This is a genomic window from Agrobacterium sp. DE0009 (genome assembly GCF_007680755.1).
In the GTDB taxonomy this organism is placed as follows: domain Bacteria; phylum Pseudomonadota; class Alphaproteobacteria; order Rhizobiales; family Rhizobiaceae; genus Agrobacterium; species Agrobacterium tumefaciens_B.
This window is the reverse complement of the sequence record NZ_VEIU01000001.1, coordinates 1,313,749-1,331,715: the sequence shown is the minus strand read 5'-3', so window position 1 is coordinate 1,331,715 and position 17,967 is coordinate 1,313,749. Positions and strand designations below refer to the sequence as shown.

Sequence of the window (17,967 nt, the reverse complement as noted above, 5' to 3'; positions counted from 1 at the left end):
TCCCGCGATGCTTGTTGCCGGTCTCCAGCAACCGTCGTTGACGGTGTGCATGGCGGGGCGGGCGGCAGTCCGGATCGGCACCTTTCCCCTCCCTCCCATGCAATTGCCCGCCTCCAAAAATCATTTGGCTAAAACTCCATGCGCTGGTATTGTCCACCCAACGAAACCTTATGAAAGCCAGCAGCATAGCGTCTACGCTTGTGCGCGGCGAAATGGACAAGACAGTGATCGACCCCGGAAACGGCCCAAAGCCGTCGGAACAAGGGGCGTCGGTGGCGAACAAAGGGAACGCGAAGCGATCCCGTCGCGGCAAGAAACACAAGCGTGACGGCAAGCCCCGTGACGCCGTTGTGCTGTCGCATGATGTTCCCGCGGATGTTCCGGCCGGTTCCTCCTACGTATCGGCTCTCGAGCCGGATGCCGAGCCGCGCAAGAGAAAGCGCCGCCGGCGCTCTCGCGGAAAAGGCGCATCGCAGCAGGCTGCGGTGGCCATCAGCGGGCAGGTTCAGCCCCCCTCTGCAAGCGACGGTGCAACGCCCTCAACCATGCCGCCTGGCGTGGGGAAAAAGTCGCGTCACCGTAAGCGCGGACATCGTGATCCGCGTGGGCGGGATCCGCAGGGCCGTCCGCTGGTCCCCAGCCATGCCCCCAAGCATGTCGGCAAGCAGAACGGTCGTGCCAACGGCGCTTCCCAGGAACAGCATCGGCCGCAATCTGAAACCTCTGCGCGTCATCAGGCTCGCCAGCACGGGCATGGTCCTGACGCGCCCGCGGATATGTACGCCGCGCTCGATCTCGGCACCAATAATTGCCGTCTTCTGATCGCGCAGCCGACGCGTCCGGGCCAGTTCCGGGTCGTGGATGCCTTCTCGCGTATTGTCAGGCTGGGCGAGGGCCTCGTGTCGAGCGGACGTCTTTCTGATGATGCGATGGACCGCGCGGTCGAAGCGCTGAAAGTCTGCGCCGCAAAACTTGCCGGACGCCCCATCAGGCGCATGCGGCTCATCGCCACCGAAGCGTGCCGTGCGGCATCGAATGGCGAAGAATTTTTGGCGCGCGTGACGCGGGAGACCGGGCTGAAGCTTGAAATCATCAGCCGCGAGACGGAAGCGCGCCTTGCGGTCTCCGGTTGTGCCTCTCTTGTCGGTCGCGAAGCCCGTTCCGTCGTGCTGTTCGATATCGGTGGCGGATCTTCGGAAATTGCCGTGATCAAGGTCGGCGAAAACCGCTCGAACCGGCTCGCCAACCATATTACCCACTGGACCTCGCTGCCGGTCGGCGTCGTCACCTTGTCGGAACGCCATGGCGGTCGCGATGTGACGCCCGACGTGTTCGCCGCCATGGTGCGCGAAGTCGAAGGACTGCTCGACGCCTTCCATTGCCCGCCGCTCGCGCCGCAGGCGCATCACGAGGATTTTCACCTGATTGGCACGTCAGGCACGGTCACGACACTTGCAGGCGTGCATCTCGATCTGCCGCGGTACGATCGTCGCAAGGTGGATGGCCTGTGGTTGTCTGACGCCGAGGTGACGGCCATGCAGGACAAGCTGCTGGCCTGGGATTTCGCCGGCCGTGCCGCCAATGCCTGCATCGGGCCTGACAGGGCCGATCTGGTTCTGGCCGGCTGCGCCATCCTTGAGGCCATCCGGCGCCGCTGGCCGGCACGCCGCATGCGGGTGGCGGATCGCGGTTTGCGCGAAGGCCTCCTGACGGACATGATGGCGGATGACGGCGCGTGGCGGCGCAACCGCATGAGGCGCATGCAGATGGTACGGCAGGACAGAACGGAAGGTTTGACATGAGCAAGGCGCCGACAAGCACCAATCGCACCGGCCGCAAGATCGGCCAGAAGGTCAAGAAGACCAAGCTGAAGGCCTCGTCGCGCCGCTGGCTGGAACGTCATATCAACGACCCCTATGTGCAGCGCGCCAAGCTGGAAGGTTATCGCGCCCGCGCTGCCTTCAAGCTCTTGGAAATCAACGACAAGCATCAGATTCTGAAGGGCGCGACCCGCATCATCGACCTGGGCGCCGCGCCCGGCAGCTGGTCGCAGATCGCTTCCAAGGTCACGGATTCGACCGAGGACGATATACGCGTCGCGGCCATCGACTTTCTCGAGATCGACCCGATCCCCGGCGTGAAGATCCTGCAACTCGACTTCCTTGATCCGACCGCGCCGGAAAAGCTGATGGAGGCCGTTGGCGGCACGCCCGATCTTGTCTTGTCGGATATGGCTGCGCCAACCACGGGTCACCAGAAAACCGACCATATCCGCACCATGCATCTGTGCGAAGTCGCGGCAGATTTTGCGGTGCAGGTTCTGGCGGAAGGCGGCCATTTCCTTGCCAAGACCTTCCAGGGCGGCACGGAAAAGGCGTTGCTGGATATGCTGAAGAAGAATTTCAAGCAGGTCCTGCACATCAAGCCGGCGTCGTCACGCTCGGAATCGGTGGAGATGTTCCTGCTTGCCAAGCACTTCAAGGGCCGCAAGAACGCGCCACAGATTGATGCGGAAGCCGACGAGGCTTCTGAAGACTGATCACTCCGCCGGTTGGGAGACCTTGGCGCGGTGGCCGGAAACGGCCGCGCCGGCGCGCGCATCCATGCGGATGATGGGCACGATTGCGAAAAGCGACACCAGTGCGACGATCATGAAAGCGATGTGGAAATCGGCAAGTTGTAGGTGAGTGCCTGACATCATGCTGCTGACTTCCAGAATCGAGGCAGCGAAGGCAACACCAAGCGCCAGGCTGATCTGCTGCAGGACGGAGGCCATCGACGTCGCCTGACTGGCCTGGCTGTCTTCGATATCGGAGTAGCTGAGCGCGTTTGATCCGGTAAAGAAGAAGGACCGGGCAAACCCTGCCGTCACCAGAAAGATCATGATCAGCGGATAGGGCGTCTCAGGCGTGAAGAAGCTGTTGGCGAGTGTGGTGAACGCGCCGACGATGCCGGCCCCGATCAGCGTCGAGCGGAATCCGGTCGCCGCAAACACCCGCTTGGCCATGAATTTGGTGGTGATCGCGCCGATTGCACCAGCAAAAGTTATCATGCCTGACTGGAACGGATTGAGCCCGAAGCCGATCTGCAACATCAGCGGCATCAGGAAGGGAATGGCGCCTGTGGAAATGCGGAAAACAGTGCCGCCGATGGACGCTGCCCGGAATGTCGCGTTCTGGAAAATCCGGAAATCCAGAATGGGGGCAGGGTGGCGCGCGGCATGGCGCAGATAAAGAAAACCGCAGATGAAACCAATAATGGTCGAGGCAATGCCGATCGCGGGCGGCAGGGCTGGCAGGCTGACGACGGAAAGGCCGAAAACGACGCCAGAGGCGGCGATGCCGGATAGCACAAAACCCTTGCCGTCCATCGGCGGCGGGTTGGTGGTTTCAATTTCCGGCAGGAAGATCGTCGACAGCCAGATGCCGACGATGCCGATCGGCACGTTGATCAGGAAAATCCAGTGCCATGAAAAATAGGTGGTGATGAAGCCGCCGATCGGCGGGCCGGTCAGAGGTCCGACAAGACCGGGGATCGTCAGAAGCGCCATGGCGGAGACGAGATCGCTACGCTTGGTCGTCCGCAAAAGCACAAGACGGCCGACCGGGGTCATCATTGCCCCGCCCATGCCCTGCAGGAAGCGCGACAGGACGAATTCAAGAACCGACGACGAGACGGCGCAGCAGATGGAGCCCACGACAAAGACGCCAATGGCAAAACGGAAGATTTTCTTTGCGCCATATTTGTCGGCCATCCAGCCGCTGATCGGAATGAAGATCGCCAAGGCCACCATATAGGCGGTCAGTGCGAGTTTCAGCGTGATCGGCCCGACATTGAGGTCCCTTGCAATCGCCGGAAGAGAGGTGGCGATGACGGTGGAGTCCATCTGCTCCATGAAAAGGGCGACTGCCAGGATGAGCGGAATGATGCGGTTCATGGGAATGCCTGCGGCTTTCGCTGCAACAAGACGTTGGCCTTCCTCCTACGCCTGATGAACGTCCTTGCCAACACGTTAATCGGCGATTTCTCAAGTTCCGATCAAACCTGCGTGAGGGCGGTTTTCTTGCAACTTTCTGGCTCTATTGTCCGTTGGGCAAAGTTAAGCTGGAAAACAGCCAGGTGGCGATATGGGAGACAAGACGATGACCAAATCCTTGAACATGAGCAGACGTGGCCTCATTGGTGCGGCAGGCGCAACCGTCCTCGGCGCGCCTCTGTTGATGACGCGCAGCGCCAGTGCCCAGGCCAACCAGCCGCAAACCTCCATGGAGATCAAACACGCGATGCCACCGGAAACAAACCGTTTCAAGCTCGGTAATTTTGAAGTGCTTGTCGTGAAGGATGGCGCCCGCGCTGCGCCCAATCCGGGAGAGACCTTCGGCACCGACCAATCGCCGGAAACAGTCGGTAAATTGCTCGAGGAGAATTTTCTGCCGAAGGACCAGTTCGTCAATTCCTTCTCGCCGGTTCTCGTCAACACCGGGTCTGATCTCGTCCTGTTCGATACAGGCTTCGGTGAAGCCGGTCGCGGGGCGGGCAACGGCCGCCTGATCGAAGGCATGGCTGCCGCCGGTTACACGCCCGAGGATGTGACCGTGGTGGTGCTGACCCATATGCATGGCGACCATATTGGCGGCCTGATGGAGAAGGGTGCGCCCGCCTTCCCCAAGGCCCGTTATGTCTTCGGCCAGGCGGAATATGACTTCTGGACGGATGACAAACGCGTCGGCACGCCTGCCGAGGGCGGCCACAAGGGTGTTCTTGCCAACGTCAAACCGCTGGCGGAAAAGGCCACTTTCATTGGCGATGGCGCCGATGTGGTCTCCGGCATCACGGGCATCGCCGCCTTCGGCCATTCGCCGGGCCACATGATCTTCCGCGTCGAATCGGAAGGCAAACAACTTATCCTGACAGCCGATACCGCGAACCACTTCGTCCTCTCGCTGCAGAAACCGGACTGGGAAGTCAAGTTCGACATGGACAAGGCAGCGGCGGCTGCGAGCCGTAAGAAGGTCTTTGACATGATCGCTACCGATAGGCTGCCCTTCCTCGGATATCACATGCCATTCCCGGCCGTTGGCTATGCCGAAAAGCTGGATGTGGGATACCGTTTCGTACCCAAATCCTATCAGTTTGATATCTGATATCTGCTGCAATGCAGCAACAGGCAAAGCCCGGAACGCGGTTCCGGGTTTTTTCTATTCCCTTCCTGTCATGAACGTGTTACCAGCCCTCGCCAACTTCCAAGCAATCCTTGCAGGGCGCCGGGGTGAACTTTTCGTTCCGGAACGGCCACGCATTTTCAGTATGAAGGAATTTGGTCATGGCACGCATCATTCAAACACCCACTGGTTTGGACGCTCTCACATTTGACGATGTGTTGCTGCAACCCGGACATTCCGAAGTCATGCCGGGACAGACGAATATCGCCACCCGCATCGCCCGCGATATCGATCTGAACCTGCCTATCCTCTCCTCCGCCATGGACACGGTCACCGAGGGCCGCCTCGCCATCGCCATGGCCCAGGCCGGCGGCATCGGCGTTATCCACCGCAACCTGACCCCCATCGAACAGGCCGAAGAAGTTCGGCAGGTGAAGAAGTTCGAAAGCGGCATGGTCGTTAACCCTGTGACCATCGGCCCGGATGCGACCCTTGCCGAAGCCCAGGCGCTGATGAAAGCGCATGGCATTTCCGGTATTCCGGTTGTGGAAAATGGCGGTACGGGTGGCCACAAGAGCGGCCGCCTCGTTGGCATCCTGACCAACCGCGACGTGCGTTTTGCCTCCGATCCGCAGCAGAAGATCTACGAGCTGATGACCCGCGAAAATCTGGTCACGGTCAAGGAAAGCAGCGTCGACCAGCAGGAAGCGCGCCGTCTTCTGCACAAGCACCGCATCGAAAAGTTGCTGGTGGTTGATGGAAAGGGCAACTGCGTCGGCCTCATCACCGTCAAGGACATCGAGAAGTCGCAGTTGAACCCCAACGCCACCAAGGATGCGCAGGGCCGTCTTCGCGCTGCCGCTGCCATCAGCGTGGGTGCGGACGCCATCGAGCGTGCGGAGCGCCTCATCGATGCCGGCGTCGACCTTCTCGTCGTCGATACCGCGCATGGCCATTCGCAGCGCGTGCTCGACGCCGTTTCAGTCGTCAAGAAGATGTCAAACTCGGTTCGCATCATCGCCGGCAATGTCGCCACCGCCGACGGCACCAAGGCTCTCATCGATGCCGGTGCGGATGCGGTCAAGGTTGGTATCGGTCCCGGCTCCATCTGCACGACCCGCATCGTTGCCGGCGTGGGCGTTCCGCAACTCGCGGCCGTCATGGCATCGGTGGAAGCCGCCAATGCGGCTGACATTCCCGTCATCGCCGATGGCGGCATCAAGTTCTCGGGCGATCTGGCCAAGGCTATCGCCGCCGGCGCTTCCGCCGTCATGATCGGCTCGTTGCTCGCCGGCACGGATGAAAGCCCGGGCGAAGTGTTCCTGTATCAGGGCCGTTCCTTCAAGGCCTATCGCGGCATGGGCTCCGTTGGCGCCATGGCCCGTGGTTCTGCCGACCGTTATTTCCAGGCGGAAGTGCGCGACACGCTGAAGCTCGTGCCTGAGGGTATCGAGGGGCAGGTTCCCTATAAGGGCCCGGTTTCCGGCGTTCTGCATCAGCTGGCTGGCGGCCTGAAGGCTGCCATGGGTTACGTCGGCGGCAGCAACATCAAGGAATTCCAGGAGCGCGCCACCTTCGTGCGCATTTCCAGCGCCGGCCTGCGGGAAAGCCACGCCCACGACGTGACGATCACCCGCGAAAGCCCGAACTACCCCGGCGCGGTTTGATCTTTCAGGCCAAATCCTTAAAAGGATACCAACTATTTGGCGCTCCCCGATTCACGCCGGATCGGGGAGCGTTTTCATGATTGGAGTAGAAAACATGTCCCCGACAACCGCAATGTTCTGGCCGATGATAGCCCATGCCTCGCTGGTCTTCATTCTTTATGCATTGCTGTTGTACCGGCGCAAGAACCACACGCTCACCAGCAGGGAGGCGGTGGCACAGTATCGCGAGAGAGGCGAGGAGGGGCAGGCGAGCGCGCTGGTGAACAGAAACATCGCCAATCAGTTCGAGCTTCCTGTTCTCTTTCACGCCATCTGCCTGCTGCTTTACATCACCGATGCAGACAATGTGGTGACCGTGGTGCTTGCCTGGCTGTTCGTGATCTCCCGCTATGCGCATTCCTATGTGCACGTCACCAGCAACAGGCTGCGGTACCGCGCGCCCCTGTTCGGTATCGGCTTTGCACTGCTGGTCTGCCTCTGGGCCTGGCTCGCCATATGGTTGGCGCTTGAATAAAACAGCACCATGGGGTTGCTTCAAAGTTGAGACACTCCCGCCTCGCAAAACGTTCCGGTTTGCGATGGGTCAATTCCATGACGCCTGAAGCTCGTTAATCTCAACCTGCCGTCGAAAGTTTTCGAGGTGTTTGGAGATAGGGAGCAAGTCATGGCTAAAACAATGAAGGCAGCGGTGGTCCGCGCGTTTGGGAAACCGCTGACGATCGAGGAAGTCGCGATACCGGATCCCGGGCCCGGTGAAATTCTCATCAACTACAAGGCGACTGGCGTGTGCCACACTGATCTGCACGCCGCGACGGGTGACTGGCCGGTGAAGCCCAACCCGCCCTTCATTCCAGGCCATGAAGGTGCAGGCTACGTGGCCAAGATCGGCGCCGGCGTTACCGGCATCAAGGAGGGTGACCGTGCCGGCACGCCGTGGCTCTACACCGCCTGCGGTTGCTGCATTCCCTGCCGCACCGGTTGGGAGACGCTTTGCCCGAGCCAGAAGAACTCGGGCTACTCCGTCAATGGCAGCTTTGCCGAATATGGCCTTGCCGATCCGAAATTCGTGGGCCGGCTGCCTGATAATCTCGATTTCGGCCCCGCGGCCCCGGTGCTTTGCGCCGGTGTCACCGTCTATAAGGGCCTCAAGGAGACCGAAGTCCGGCCGGGCGAATGGGTGGTCATTTCAGGCATTGGCGGGCTTGGCCATATGGCAGTGCAATATGCCAAGGCCATGGGCATGCATGTCGTGGCTGCCGACATTTTTGATGACAAGCTCGCGCTGGCGAAGAAGCTTGGTGCCGATGTCATCGTCAACGGCCGTGCGCCCGACGCCGTTGAACAGGTGCAGAAGGCGACAGGCGGCGTCCACGGCGCGCTGGTGACGGCGGTGTCGCCAAAGGCCATGGAACAGGCTTATGGCTTCCTCCGCTCCAAGGGCACCATGGCGCTTGTCGGCCTGCCGCCGGGCTTTATCTCCATTCCGGTGTTCGACACGGTGCTGAAGCGGATCACGGTGCGCGGCTCCATCGTCGGCACCAGACAGGATCTCGAGGAAGCGCTGACCTTCGCTGGGGAAGGCAAGGTCGCAGCCCACTTCTCGTGGGACAAGCTCGAAAACATCAACGATATCTTCCACCGCATGGAAGAGGGCAAGATCGACGGCCGTATCGTCGTAGACCTCGCCGCCTGATGTGGAGAACGAAAGCGGTGCGCGCCAAGGCGCGCTCCGCTCCGCTTGTCTAACCGCTCGGCGGAAACTGAACGGTCACGCGCAGGCCGGGGTGATTGTCCGAAAGTGTCACGGCGGCGCCGTGTAATTCCGCTACCGCCTTGACAAGGCTGAGGCCAAGCCCCGACCCTGATGTGGTTCGACTTTTTTCGACGCGATAAAAGCGGTCGAAAACCTGGGCTCGGTCTTCCTCTGAAATGCCCGGCCCGTTATCGGCGATCACCAACTGCGCCCGCGCCCCGTTGTGTGAAAGATCGAGCGCGATTCTGGATCCGGCGGGTGTATGCCGCATGGCGTTGGACAGAAGATTCACCAACAGCTGGCGGATGAGGTCGGGATCTCCCTCGATCCGGCATTCCCCGGCATCCATGCGCATGCGCAGCTCATAACCTTCCTCGGCTGCGATCACCTCATAGGTCTCGTGTATGTCGCTGACGACGTCACATAGATCGAATACTTTAAAGCGCGCGGTTCTGTTTCGCGCTTCGATCTGCGCAATCCGCAGAAGCGCGTCGAAGGTGTTGGCGATCGACAGCAGGTCTTCGAGGGCGGTCTCAATGCCCGTCCTCATCTCGTCAATCCCATGTGCATTCAACGCATCTTCCAGAACGAGAAATGCACGGCCTATCGGTGTCTTCAAATCGTGTGCGACATCCGTGGTCACCTGCTTCAATGCTGCGACGCTGGATTCCAGTCTTGCCAGAGCGACATTGATTTCGGCCGACAATATGTCGATTTCATCCCTGCGCGAGGAGACCGGAAGCCGTTTCGACAGCTCGCCATTGCCGATAGCGTGAGCGCTGTGTGTCAGTGACGCGATGCGACGACGCGTCCGGTATGCCAGTATGGCCGCCCCAGTCATGCCGACGCAAAGCACGATCGTTGTCGCCCAGCAGAAACTTATGAGAACAATCCGGGCCAGTTCATCCGTATCGCCATAGCTGATCCCGACAACGAGATTGTTGGGTCCGAGCGTTGCGCTGTAAAGCTTGTAGTGGGACGCATTATCGTGCTGGTCGTTCGGTTCGAGAGTCGAGTAACCGGGTGGGACATTCGAGAACCGATCACTACCGGCAAGAAGCTGCCCCAGCGGACTGCGTAGAGAATAGATGGTTTCCTGACCCCGGATGGCCGGCCCGTGATTGTCGACCATCTCTACCGCGCCCTGAAGTCCGCGCGTGTCGAAGGCGGACGCGATTTCCCGATACCGCTCCATCACATTGGCGTTCAGGCGCTCATCGAGAAAGCCGACGACCATTCGATAGGCCGCGATATTCGCACCGAGCGAGGCCGTGACGAAAAGGGCGATATAGAGAAGCGCCAGCCTGACGGCGGTACTCTTCAGGAAACTAGCGCCGGGCATGAAGCGTATAGCCCGTGTTTTTGACCGTATGCAGAAGCGGCTGATCGAAGGGTTTGTCGATTTTCGCCCTCAGCCGGCTGATATGCGTTTCCACGACCGAGCTTTGCGGATCGAAATTGAAATTCCAGATTTTTTCGAGAAACATCGTTTTCGTCAGGATTCTGCCCTCGTTGCGCATGAGCAGTTCGAGAAGCGAAAATTCACGTGGCAGCAGGTCGATCCGCTGCCCTGCACGCGATATCGTTCTGGTGACGAGGTCCATCTCCAGGTCGCCGACGCGCAGGCGCGTCTTCTCCGTGGCAATAGGCGGGCGCCGAACGAGCGCATTGATTCGCGCCGTCAGTTCCGAAAAAGCGAAGGGCTTGACCAGATAATCGTCGCCCCCCGCTTCCAGCCCTTCGACACGGTCGTCAACACCGCTCATTGCGGTGAGAAAAAGGATGGGGACGCGTATCGAGGCCGCGCGCATGCTCTTGACCAGATTGAGGCCGTCGAGGCCGGGGATCATGCGGTCCACGACGGCGACGTCGTATCCGCCGTCGAGGCCGGCCGCCAGCGCCTCGCGCCCGTCCTTCACCCAGTCGACCGTGTGGCCGGCAGAGGCCAGTCCCTTGATAATATAGTTTCCCGTTGTGTTGTCGTCTTCTACAAGAAGTATCTTCATGGCGATGACGTTGTCTTAAATACAGCTTTAAAGAAATCTCACCGCTTTTGATCACGCCGCAAATCGGGCTTTCTTGCGGCAGTTAAGGCATTGGCGGGTTTACAAAATTGTATAGTCGGCGACAGGCGGCTGAAAAATCGGCGTTTTACTTTCACCGTGCTGCAAGTCGCAGTGTTACCCGTTTCGAGGATCAAGACAATGATCAAAAATATCGCCATCGCCGCATTCGCCCTCATCGCCGCAACCGCTGCCGCTTCCGCGAACGGCCTTCTCAGCGACTCCGCTACGCCCATCACCAAGATGATCGAGAACCATGCCAAGCCAGGCGACAAGGCTGTCTCCGTCTCCAACCCGGAGGTTACCTACCGTGTCTTGGAAAACGGTATGGTCGAACGGAAAAACAGCCGTTTCGACACGACAACCTACATCGATCCGACGGCCGTGCTCCGCGATAGAAACCGCCGCTAACCGCTGTGACCTCGACGCGCCCGGCGGTAGATGACCGCCGGGCTTAATGCGACGGCTGGCTCTTGCCACGCTTCAAATGCTCGTCCAGCCGCGGCATGATCTCCACGAAATTGCAGGGCAGGTGGCGATAATCGAGCTGCGCTTTGAGAATGCCGTCCCACGCATCCTTGCAGGCGCCGGGAGAGCCGGGTAGCACGAAAATGAAAGTCGCGTTCGCCACCCCGCCTGTCGCGCGTGACTGGATGGTGGCGGTGCCGATCTTGTCGTAGGAGATGCGGTGGAAAAGGGCGGAGAATCCGTCCATGCGCTTTTCGAACAGCGGCTCCAGCGCCTCCGGCGTCACATCGCGACCGGTAAAGCCGGTGCCGCCTGTCGTGATGACAACATCCACGCCGTCAGACAGCGTCCATTCGCGCACGGTGTCTGCGATCACCGCCTTGTCATCAGGCACGATGGCGCGGGCGGCAAGCCTGTGGCCCGCTTCTTCGAGCCTTGCGACGAGCGTATCGCCAGATTTGTCGTTTTCCAGCGTGCGGGTGTCCGAAACGGTCAGAACCGCAATCCCAAGGGGAATGAATGGTCTTTCGCCTGCCATGGCCTTATCCTTAGTCTGTCCGTTCTTCAGATGGTCCGCGTTGCCTGAAAATACCAGCCGGGACGTTTCTTCCGAAGCAATATTTCCGCGGCCCGGGCCGCTTCAAGTGAATGAAAAATGCCGAAACAGGTGGCCCCCGAACCAGACATACGCACAAGCGCCGCATCTTCATCTGACAGCAATTTGATGATCTCCCCGATCTCAGGCAGAAGCGTCTGCGCCGGTGGTTGCAGATCGTTACGGCCATGCGCGAGAAAATCCAACCATCCCAACGTCGAATGGGCGGGCAGGTGGGGATTGGCCTTGTTCTGCAGTCGCCGGAAAATATCCGGTGTCCAAACGGCCTTCAGCGGATTCGCCAGAACCATGGCGAGTTTCGGCAGGTCCGTAAGGACTTCGATGTCCTCGCCTATGCCACGCGCGATCAGTGGCCGGCTTGCAAGGCACATCGGCACGTCTGCACCGAGTTTCAGTGCGAGAGAGGCGAGATTTTCCGGTCCAATCGTGGCACCCCAGTGCCGCAGGAGCCCCCGCAGCGTTGCCGCAGCATCCGCCGAGCCGCCGCCGATGCCTGACGCAACGGGCAGGTTCTTTTCAAGATGAATAGCGACCGGTGGCGTGGGTTGGCCAGCAGACGCAAGCGCCTCGCGCAGCAGGTCTCGAGCGCGGATGACAAGATTCTCGCCGGTCTGACCCACGTTTAGAAGATCGCCGAAGGGGCCGGAAATGGAAAAATTGTCTGTGGCGGCGTCGCGTATGCGGATCACGTCGCCGGCTTCGGTGAAGGTTACGAGCGTTTCGAGCAGATGATACCCATCCGCTCGCTGGCCGGTCACATGGAGCGCCAGATTGATCTTGGCCGGGGCCGCCTCGATTGTTTCGGTGGCCCCGGAAGCGTCATGCAGCTGCATGCGGCGTCAGGATTTCTTGTCCGGAGCAGGGGCGGCCGGCGCTGGAGGAGCCGGTGGCTGAGGTGCGACCTCCTTCTTGGCGGTGTTCTCAGCGTCCTTTTCGAGCGGCGGCAGGCCGTTGGCAATTTTTTCCTTCACCTTGGCCTTGTCGACATCGTCATTGTCGCCGATCAGCGCACGGTTCCACTGATAAACCGCCTCGATTTTGCGACCAACGCGCCAGTAAGCATCGCCCAAATGGTCGTTGATGGCGGGGTCACCGGCTCTGAGTTCTATGGCGCGTTCCAGTTCCGTCACGGCCTGATCGAAGTCACCCAACCGGAAGTGCGCCCAGCCGAGGGAGTCGACGATGTAACCGTCATTCGGCCGAAGCTCGACAGCGCGGCTGATCATCTTCATGCCTTCTTCGAGATTCATGCCTTTATCCACCCAGGAATAACCCAGATAGTTCAGAACCTGCGGCTGCTCCGGGTTCAACTCGAGCGCCCGCTTGAAGTTCGGCTCGGCCTTGTCCCATTCCTTCAGGCGCTCATAGGCGATGGCGCGCTGGAAGAAGATCGTCCAGTCGGATTTCTGCGGCACAGCGCCGATGACCTCGACCGCCTTGTCGTAGTTTTCAGCCATCGCCCGGTAATCCTTGGCATCGGACAGCACGCTGCCATAGGCCAGATACGAACGGATGTCCTTCGGGTCGGACTCGAGGAGCGATTTCAGGTGCTTGCGCGCCTCCTCGACCTTGCCTGTCTGCGCCAGCGTCAATCCGAGCTGGAGCTCGGAAATGCGATACATCGGCGAGTCCTTCGGCACCTCACGGTAGAAGGCGATGGCGCGGTCCGGCTGCTTCAGTGCTTCTGAAAGGCCGCCGAGGAGGATCAAGGTGTCGGGGCTCTTCGGGTCGAGTGCGCGCGACGTCTGAAGATAAAGCGTCACGATCTCTTCGGCGCCTTCGCGGTTCAAGGCGCCAGCGATGGAGAACATCACGCTGGCGGCACCTTCTACCGCGTTGGTAATCTGCTGTTCCGGTTTTTCACCCTTTTCGATCGCCTCGCGCAGCGCCTTCAGCGGCGCGTAATTCGGCGCGAAGGTGTCGCCAACCGCAATGGCGTCCAGCGCCTTCTGCTTGTTACCGGCGGACGCTTCCAGCCGCGCCAGCGCCATGACCGCGCGCATATAGGTATCGGAGGCGGTGGCACCGCCTTCGCGGTCTGTCACGGCTTCGTTGAGGCTTTTGCGCGCCGCTTCGGTGTTGCCGGAAATCAGGGCGATGGAGGCCGCGTTGTATTTCTGGAAGATGGAGATCCAGCCCGGGCCCTTCATGTTGTTGACGAGCGCCAGCGCTTCCTTCGGCTTGCCGGCACCGGCGCGCGCCCAGGCAGTCAGAAGCGTATTGACCATGCGGTCGAGATCGTTCGGACCCGTGTACTTCAGGATCTTCTCGGCCTTGGCGAATTCCTTGTCTTTGATCGCGTCCAGACCGCGAATAATGGTCGTCACACGCTCGACGGTCGTGTCGTCCTTCATCGAATCGGCGATCTTCGCACCGGCCTCGAAATTGCCGCTCAGCAGTTCGGCGATCATCAGACGCTGGCGGATTTCCGAGTTGGCAGGATCGAATTCCAGCGCTTTCTTGTAGAGCGAAATCGCGGTCGGGTAGTCCTGGTCGACATCGGCGTTACGACCGGCGAGGAAGGCGCCGGAGAAGGTATTCACCTTCGCCGGATCGAAGGTAACGGCCTTGTCTTCCGGTTTTGCCTTCGTCTCCGCAAAACCGGGGCTCGCACCCGCGCCGATTGCGAGAGCAGCGGCGAGAGCCGCGCTGCAGAGAAGACGGAGTGCTGGTTTACGCCGCATGAGGGAACCCTTGCCTTTGTGCCGAAGCACGGAAAAATCAGTTTCCATTGTTTGGTCACGATAGAATGGCTTTTTTGAAGCAACGCCGCAAGAAATTACGGCGGGGCCACAATCACGCCTTGAGGAGAAAATCGCCGTGAGAGGTGCGGCGGACGGGCAGACCATCCGCCGATATTCCGGCCGTCCAGCGTCAGTTCAGACGCTCGATGCAGAAGTCGATGACTTCGAGAAGCGCGTCTTTCCATGGACTCTGCGGCAATGGCGCAAGTGCGTCACGGGCTATGGTGCCGTAATGCGTGGCGCGGCCGATCGTGTCACCGAGACCGTTGTATTTGGTGATGAGACCGAGCGCTTTTTCCAGGTTCTCGTCGCTGCTTTCACCCTTTTCGATGGCATTGCGCCAGAATGCGCGCTCATCCTGGGTGCCGCGGCGATAGGAAAGGATGACCGGCAGCGTGATCTTGCCTTCGCGGAAATCGTCGCCGGTATTCTTGCCGAGATCGGCGGACTTGCCACCGTAATCCAGCACGTCGTCGACCAGCTGGAAGGCGAGGCCGAGATTCATACCATAGGATTTCAGCGCACTGCGGGTGGCCTTGTCCGTCTTGGCGACGATCGGGCCGACTTCGGCCGCTGCGGCAAAAAGGGCGGCCGTCTTCGCGCGAATCACCTGCAGGTAATCGTCCTCGGTCGTTTCCATGTTCTTGGCGACCGAAAGCTGCAGAACCTCGCCTTCGGCAATGACCGAAGCGGCGGTCGAGAGCACGTCGAGCGCATCCAGCGAGCCGACATCCACCATCATGCGGAAAGCCTGGCCAAGCAGGAAGTCACCGACAAGAACGCTTGCCTGGTTGCCCCAGATGGTACGGGCGGTGGATTTGCCGCGACGCAGATCGCTTTCGTCCACAACATCGTCATGCAGAAGCGTCGCCGTGTGCATGAATTCCACACTGGTGGCGAGCTTGATGTGGTTGTCGCCCTCGTAACCGAACATCGAGGCCGAGGCGAGCGTCAGCATCGGCCGAAGGCGCTTGCCGCCTGACGAGATGAGATGGTTGGCCACCTCGGGGATCATCTGGACATCGGAGCCGGCCTTGGAAAGGATAAGCTGGTTCACCCGTTCCATGTCGGGGCGGGTCAGGTCGACAAGCGGCTTGACGGATGCGAGTTTGTTTTTGCTTTCTTCAAGCGGTATGACGACGCCCAAGGGACAGGACTCCAGTTCGAATTTGAATTCGACAATAAAAACTGACGCCTTGCGCGGCAAGGGGCGAATTGCCGCTCGCCATTCAAAAAGATGGGAATTTAGGTCTATCCATGCGTGAACTGATCCGTACCAACGATGCCGTGCTTCTTTCCTTCGCCGAAAGCCTGATGAAGGATGCCGGCATTCACTGCCTGATTGCCGATCAGGCGATGAGCATTCTGGAGGGATCGCTCGGCCTTTTGCCGCGACGGTTTCTGGTGGAAGACGACCGCGCCGATCAGGCCCGCCGCATTCTCATCGATGCGGGGCTGGGCGACGAATTGCGCAATCAGGAGGCTTGACCGGCGGTGAGCGACGGCATTTCCGAAACGATCGACGCCTTTCATCGCGGGCGCTTTCACATCATCCAGCCAAAGGGCAGGGGGCATCGGGCAGGCATGGACGCCATGCTGCTTGCCTCGCTCGTCGCGGATGACCGCGCCTGTCGTGTTGCCGATCTCGGCGCGGGTGCCGGTGCCGCCGGCATGGCTGTGGCAGCGCGGCTCGAAAAGGCGCAGGTGACACTCTATGAGCGCTCCCCGGAAATGGCGGAATTTGCCCGCCGCAGTCTCGAACTGCCTGACAATGCCGTTTTTTCCGCCCGCGTCGCGGTTCTCGAAGCCGACGTGACTCTGCGGGCGAAAGCCCGGACCGAGGCCGGATTGCCTGATGATCATTTCCATCACGTCATCATGAACCCGCCCTATAATGACGCCGGCGACCGCCGCACGCCGGATGCCCTGAAGGCGGAAGCGCACGCCATGACGGATGGCCTGTTCGAGGACTGGATCAGGACCGCGGGCGCCATCATGATCCCGGGCGGGCAGCTTTCCCTGATCGCACGGCCGCAATCGGTGGCGGAGATCATTGCCGCCTGCGGCAGCCGTTTTGGCGGCCTCGAAATCACCCTCATCCATCCACGCCCCGGTGAAGATGCCGTACGCATGCTCGTAACCGCCATCAAGGGATCGCGCGCACGGCTCTCCTTCCGCGCCCCCCTTATCATGCACGAGACCGGCAGCCACGCCTTTACCTCTTTCGTAGATGACCTCAACAATGGCCGCGCCGCCTATTCCCGTAATGTAAGGGCAATCAGATCCGGCTTATAAAATCAGCGTGACGCCAGCCGCATGCCATTGTGTTTTGCCCGGCGATACATACATCCGTGTCGTTGAAGTCATTGCTGTGAGGATTGATTGGTGGGTTTGCTGAAGCATCTTGTGCCGAAACGCTTTCGTAAGAAAGAGTTTGTCATTCCCGTCGTGCGCATGAATGGCGCCATCATGGCGGGCGGTAACCAGTTCCGCCCCGCGCTCAACCTCGCCTCCTATGCGCCGTTGCTCGAAAAGGCCTTCGCTATCAAGGATGCCCCGGCCGTCGCGATCTCGATCAACTCTCCCGGCGGTTCGCCCGTCCAGGCCCGCATGATCTACAACCGCATCCGCCAATTGGCCGAGGAAAAGGACAAGAAGGTTCTGGTCTTCGTGGAGGACGTCGCGGCCTCCGGCGGCTACATGATCGCGCTTGCCGGCGACGAGATCATCGCCGACCCGACATCCATTGTCGGTTCGATCGGCGTGGTCTCCGGCGGTTTCGGTTTTCCGGAAATGCTGCGGAAGATCGGTGTGGAGCGCCGCGTCTACACGGCCGGCGAAAACAAGGTCATCCTCGACCCCTTCCAGCCGGAAAAGGAAGGCGATATCGAATACCTGAAGTCGCTTCAGGTCGAAATCCACAATGTTTTCATCGATATGGTCAAAATGCGCCGCGGCTCGAAACTGAAGGGCGACGACACGATCTTCTCAGGTCTGTTCTGGACCGGCATGCGCGGCCTCGATCTCGGCCTGATCGATGGACTGGGCGACATGCGGGACGTGCTCCGCCGCCGATACGGTACCAAGGTGAAGCTGCAACTCGTCAGCGGCGGGCGCACTCTGTTCGGCAAAAAAGTGCCCGGTGTGAACGCAGCGCTTGGTCTTGACGCCGAGAGGCTCGCCGCAGGTGCGGTTTCGGGACTTGCAGAGGTCGCCGAAGAAAAGGCATTGTGGTCGCGTTTCGGTCTATGATGTCTCAGGAATAAAGCCTTATGGCTCAGCTTATTACAATCATCCTCCTGGTGGTGGGTGCCATCATCCTCTACCGCCGCTTCGTCCGCGCTGCCGAAAAGCTTTCGGCAAAATCGAAACGGCGCGAGAAGGAACGTGAGACCGGCGCGATCGGCACCCTGATCAAGGACCCGCAAACCGGTGAGTACCGCGTGAAGCGCGAGGACGAGGCTTAGGCGGCGTAGCCGCGCATAAAACCTTGA

The 17,967-nt window shown here is 60.2% G+C and carries 18 protein-coding genes; 11 read left to right on the top strand and 7 right to left on the bottom strand.

Translation table 11 applies throughout. The features are described from left to right. The first annotated feature begins 170 nt into the window (after positions 1 to 170). Both FS804_RS06780 and FS804_RS06775 read left to right on the top strand, forming a co-directional pair. A complete protein-coding gene (locus FS804_RS06780) occupies positions 171 to 1,802 on the top strand; it encodes a Ppx/GppA phosphatase family protein (protein ID WP_186376684.1) in 1,632 nt (543 codons plus the stop codon). Further along, positions 1,799 to 2,539, top strand: a complete 741-nt coding sequence (locus FS804_RS06775) for an RlmE family RNA methyltransferase (protein ID WP_063949765.1) — start codon at positions 1,799 to 1,801, stop codon at positions 2,537 to 2,539. The genes FS804_RS06780 and FS804_RS06775 overlap by 4 nt, the downstream gene beginning before the upstream one ends. Here the strand turns inward: FS804_RS06775 and FS804_RS06770 are convergent, their stop codons facing one another. After that, on the bottom strand, positions 2,540 to 3,937 hold the full coding sequence (locus tag FS804_RS06770) for an MDR family MFS transporter (protein WP_144575781.1): 1,398 nt from the start codon (positions 3,935 to 3,937) through the stop codon (positions 2,540 to 2,542). A 205-nt stretch (positions 3,938 to 4,142) separates the two neighbouring features. Between FS804_RS06770 and FS804_RS06765 the strand changes: the two genes are divergently transcribed. The 4 genes from FS804_RS06765 to adhP all read left to right on the top strand — a co-directional run bounded on the left by FS804_RS06765 (position 4,143) and on the right by adhP (position 8,522). After that, positions 4,143 to 5,144 carry an MBL fold metallo-hydrolase gene (locus FS804_RS06765; protein ID WP_186376683.1) on the top strand — a complete coding sequence of 334 codons (1,002 nt, stop codon included), beginning with the start codon at positions 4,143 to 4,145 and terminating at the stop codon, positions 5,142 to 5,144. Between the two features lie 179 nt (positions 5,145 to 5,323). Beyond that, positions 5,324 to 6,829, top strand: coding sequence for an IMP dehydrogenase (guaB, locus tag FS804_RS06755; RefSeq protein WP_144575779.1), 1,506 nt, complete (start codon positions 5,324 to 5,326; stop codon positions 6,827 to 6,829). Between the two features lie 112 nt (positions 6,830 to 6,941). Further along, positions 6,942 to 7,343, top strand: coding sequence for an MAPEG family protein (locus tag FS804_RS06750; RefSeq protein ID WP_186376737.1), 402 nt, complete (start codon positions 6,942 to 6,944; stop codon positions 7,341 to 7,343). Between the two features lie 150 nt (positions 7,344 to 7,493). Beyond that, a complete protein-coding gene (gene adhP, locus FS804_RS06745) occupies positions 7,494 to 8,522 on the top strand; it encodes an alcohol dehydrogenase AdhP (RefSeq protein ID WP_063949769.1) in 1,029 nt (342 codons plus the stop codon). 49 nt (positions 8,523 to 8,571) lie between these two features. Here adhP and FS804_RS06740 read toward each other — a convergent pair whose 3' ends face one another. Both FS804_RS06740 and FS804_RS06735 read right to left on the bottom strand, forming a co-directional pair. Continuing rightward, positions 8,572 to 9,924: an ATP-binding protein gene (locus tag FS804_RS06740; RefSeq protein ID WP_144575775.1), complete on the bottom strand. Its 1,353-nt coding sequence runs from the start codon at positions 9,922 to 9,924 to the stop codon at positions 8,572 to 8,574. Beyond that, positions 9,911 to 10,588, bottom strand: a complete 678-nt coding sequence (locus tag FS804_RS06735) for a response regulator transcription factor (RefSeq protein ID WP_144575773.1) — start codon at positions 10,586 to 10,588, stop codon at positions 9,911 to 9,913. The genes FS804_RS06740 and FS804_RS06735 overlap by 14 nt, the downstream gene beginning before the upstream one ends. 198 nt (positions 10,589 to 10,786) lie before the next feature. Here FS804_RS06735 and FS804_RS06730 point away from each other — a divergent pair, with 198 nt between their 5' ends. Continuing rightward, a complete protein-coding gene (locus FS804_RS06730; protein ID WP_063949772.1) occupies positions 10,787 to 11,056 on the top strand; it encodes a hypothetical protein in 270 nt (89 codons plus the stop codon). A gap of 43 nt (positions 11,057 to 11,099) precedes the next feature. Here FS804_RS06730 and moaB read toward each other — a convergent pair whose 3' ends face one another. The 4 genes from moaB to FS804_RS06710 all read right to left on the bottom strand — a co-directional run bounded on the left by moaB (position 11,100) and on the right by FS804_RS06710 (position 15,620). Next, positions 11,100 to 11,651: a molybdenum cofactor biosynthesis protein B gene (moaB, locus tag FS804_RS06725; RefSeq protein ID WP_186376682.1), complete on the bottom strand. Its 552-nt coding sequence runs from the start codon at positions 11,649 to 11,651 to the stop codon at positions 11,100 to 11,102. A 26-nt stretch (positions 11,652 to 11,677) separates the two neighbouring features. Next, positions 11,678 to 12,562 (bottom strand): 4-(cytidine 5'-diphospho)-2-C-methyl-D-erythritol kinase, encoded by an 885-nt coding sequence (locus tag FS804_RS06720; RefSeq protein WP_144575769.1) that lies wholly within the window; start codon positions 12,560 to 12,562, stop codon positions 11,678 to 11,680. Positions 12,563 to 12,568: 6 nt separating this feature from the next. Continuing rightward, positions 12,569 to 14,413 (bottom strand): tetratricopeptide repeat protein, encoded by a 1,845-nt coding sequence (locus FS804_RS06715; RefSeq protein WP_144575767.1) that lies wholly within the window; start codon positions 14,411 to 14,413, stop codon positions 12,569 to 12,571. A 190-nt stretch (positions 14,414 to 14,603) separates the two neighbouring features. Further along, complete coding sequence (locus FS804_RS06710; protein WP_035261923.1) at positions 14,604 to 15,620, bottom strand: polyprenyl synthetase family protein; 1,017 nt, start codon at positions 15,618 to 15,620, stop codon at positions 14,604 to 14,606. Positions 15,621 to 15,730: 110 nt separating this feature from the next. On the opposite strand from FS804_RS06710, the gene FS804_RS06705 reads away from it, so the two are divergent. The 4 genes from FS804_RS06705 (at position 15,731) to FS804_RS06690 (ending at position 17,940) form a co-directional block, all read left to right on the top strand. Next, positions 15,731 to 15,961: a DUF2007 domain-containing protein gene (locus FS804_RS06705; protein ID WP_063949777.1), complete on the top strand. Its 231-nt coding sequence runs from the start codon at positions 15,731 to 15,733 to the stop codon at positions 15,959 to 15,961. A 6-nt stretch (positions 15,962 to 15,967) separates the two neighbouring features. After that, entirely contained in the window at positions 15,968 to 16,768 is an 801-nt protein-coding gene (locus FS804_RS06700; RefSeq protein WP_144575765.1) for a tRNA1(Val) (adenine(37)-N6)-methyltransferase, read from the top strand. Positions 16,769 to 16,855: 87 nt separating this feature from the next. Continuing rightward, entirely contained in the window at positions 16,856 to 17,725 is an 870-nt protein-coding gene (locus FS804_RS06695) for a S49 family peptidase (protein ID WP_186376680.1), read from the top strand. Between the two features lie 20 nt (positions 17,726 to 17,745). Continuing rightward, the gene (locus FS804_RS06690; protein ID WP_144575763.1) at positions 17,746 to 17,940 is read left to right on the top strand and encodes an NfeD family protein; all 195 of its coding nucleotides are present in this window, start codon (positions 17,746 to 17,748) and stop codon (positions 17,938 to 17,940) included. Positions 17,941 to 17,967: the final 27 nt, after the last annotated feature.

Coding starts and splice junctions, on each gene's coding strand:
- FS804_RS06740 (WP_144575775.1), bottom strand. CDS start 9,924: ATGCCCGGCGCTAGTTTCCTGAAGAGTACCGCCGTCAGGCTGGCGCTT.
- FS804_RS06770 (WP_144575781.1), bottom strand. CDS start 3,937: ATGAACCGCATCATTCCGCTCATCCTGGCAGTCGCCCTTTTCATGGAG.
- guaB (WP_144575779.1), top strand. CDS start 5,324: ATGGCACGCATCATTCAAACACCCACTGGTTTGGACGCTCTCACATTT.
- FS804_RS06765 (WP_186376683.1), top strand. CDS start 4,143: ATGACCAAATCCTTGAACATGAGCAGACGTGGCCTCATTGGTGCGGCA.
- FS804_RS06690 (WP_144575763.1), top strand. CDS start 17,746: ATGGCTCAGCTTATTACAATCATCCTCCTGGTGGTGGGTGCCATCATC.
- FS804_RS06750 (WP_186376737.1), top strand. CDS start 6,942: ATGTTCTGGCCGATGATAGCCCATGCCTCGCTGGTCTTCATTCTTTAT.
- FS804_RS06775 (WP_063949765.1), top strand. CDS start 1,799: ATGAGCAAGGCGCCGACAAGCACCAATCGCACCGGCCGCAAGATCGGC.
- FS804_RS06720 (WP_144575769.1), bottom strand. CDS start 12,562: ATGCAGCTGCATGACGCTTCCGGGGCCACCGAAACAATCGAGGCGGCC.
- FS804_RS06735 (WP_144575773.1), bottom strand. CDS start 10,588: ATGAAGATACTTCTTGTAGAAGACGACAACACAACGGGAAACTATATT.
- adhP (WP_063949769.1), top strand. CDS start 7,494: ATGGCTAAAACAATGAAGGCAGCGGTGGTCCGCGCGTTTGGGAAACCG.
- FS804_RS06715 (WP_144575767.1), bottom strand. CDS start 14,413: ATGCGGCGTAAACCAGCACTCCGTCTTCTCTGCAGCGCGGCTCTCGCC.
- moaB (WP_186376682.1), bottom strand. CDS start 11,651: ATGGCAGGCGAAAGACCATTCATTCCCCTTGGGATTGCGGTTCTGACC.
- FS804_RS06780 (WP_186376684.1), top strand. CDS start 171: ATGAAAGCCAGCAGCATAGCGTCTACGCTTGTGCGCGGCGAAATGGAC.
- FS804_RS06730 (WP_063949772.1), top strand. CDS start 10,787: ATGATCAAAAATATCGCCATCGCCGCATTCGCCCTCATCGCCGCAACC.
- FS804_RS06705 (WP_063949777.1), top strand. CDS start 15,731: ATGCGTGAACTGATCCGTACCAACGATGCCGTGCTTCTTTCCTTCGCC.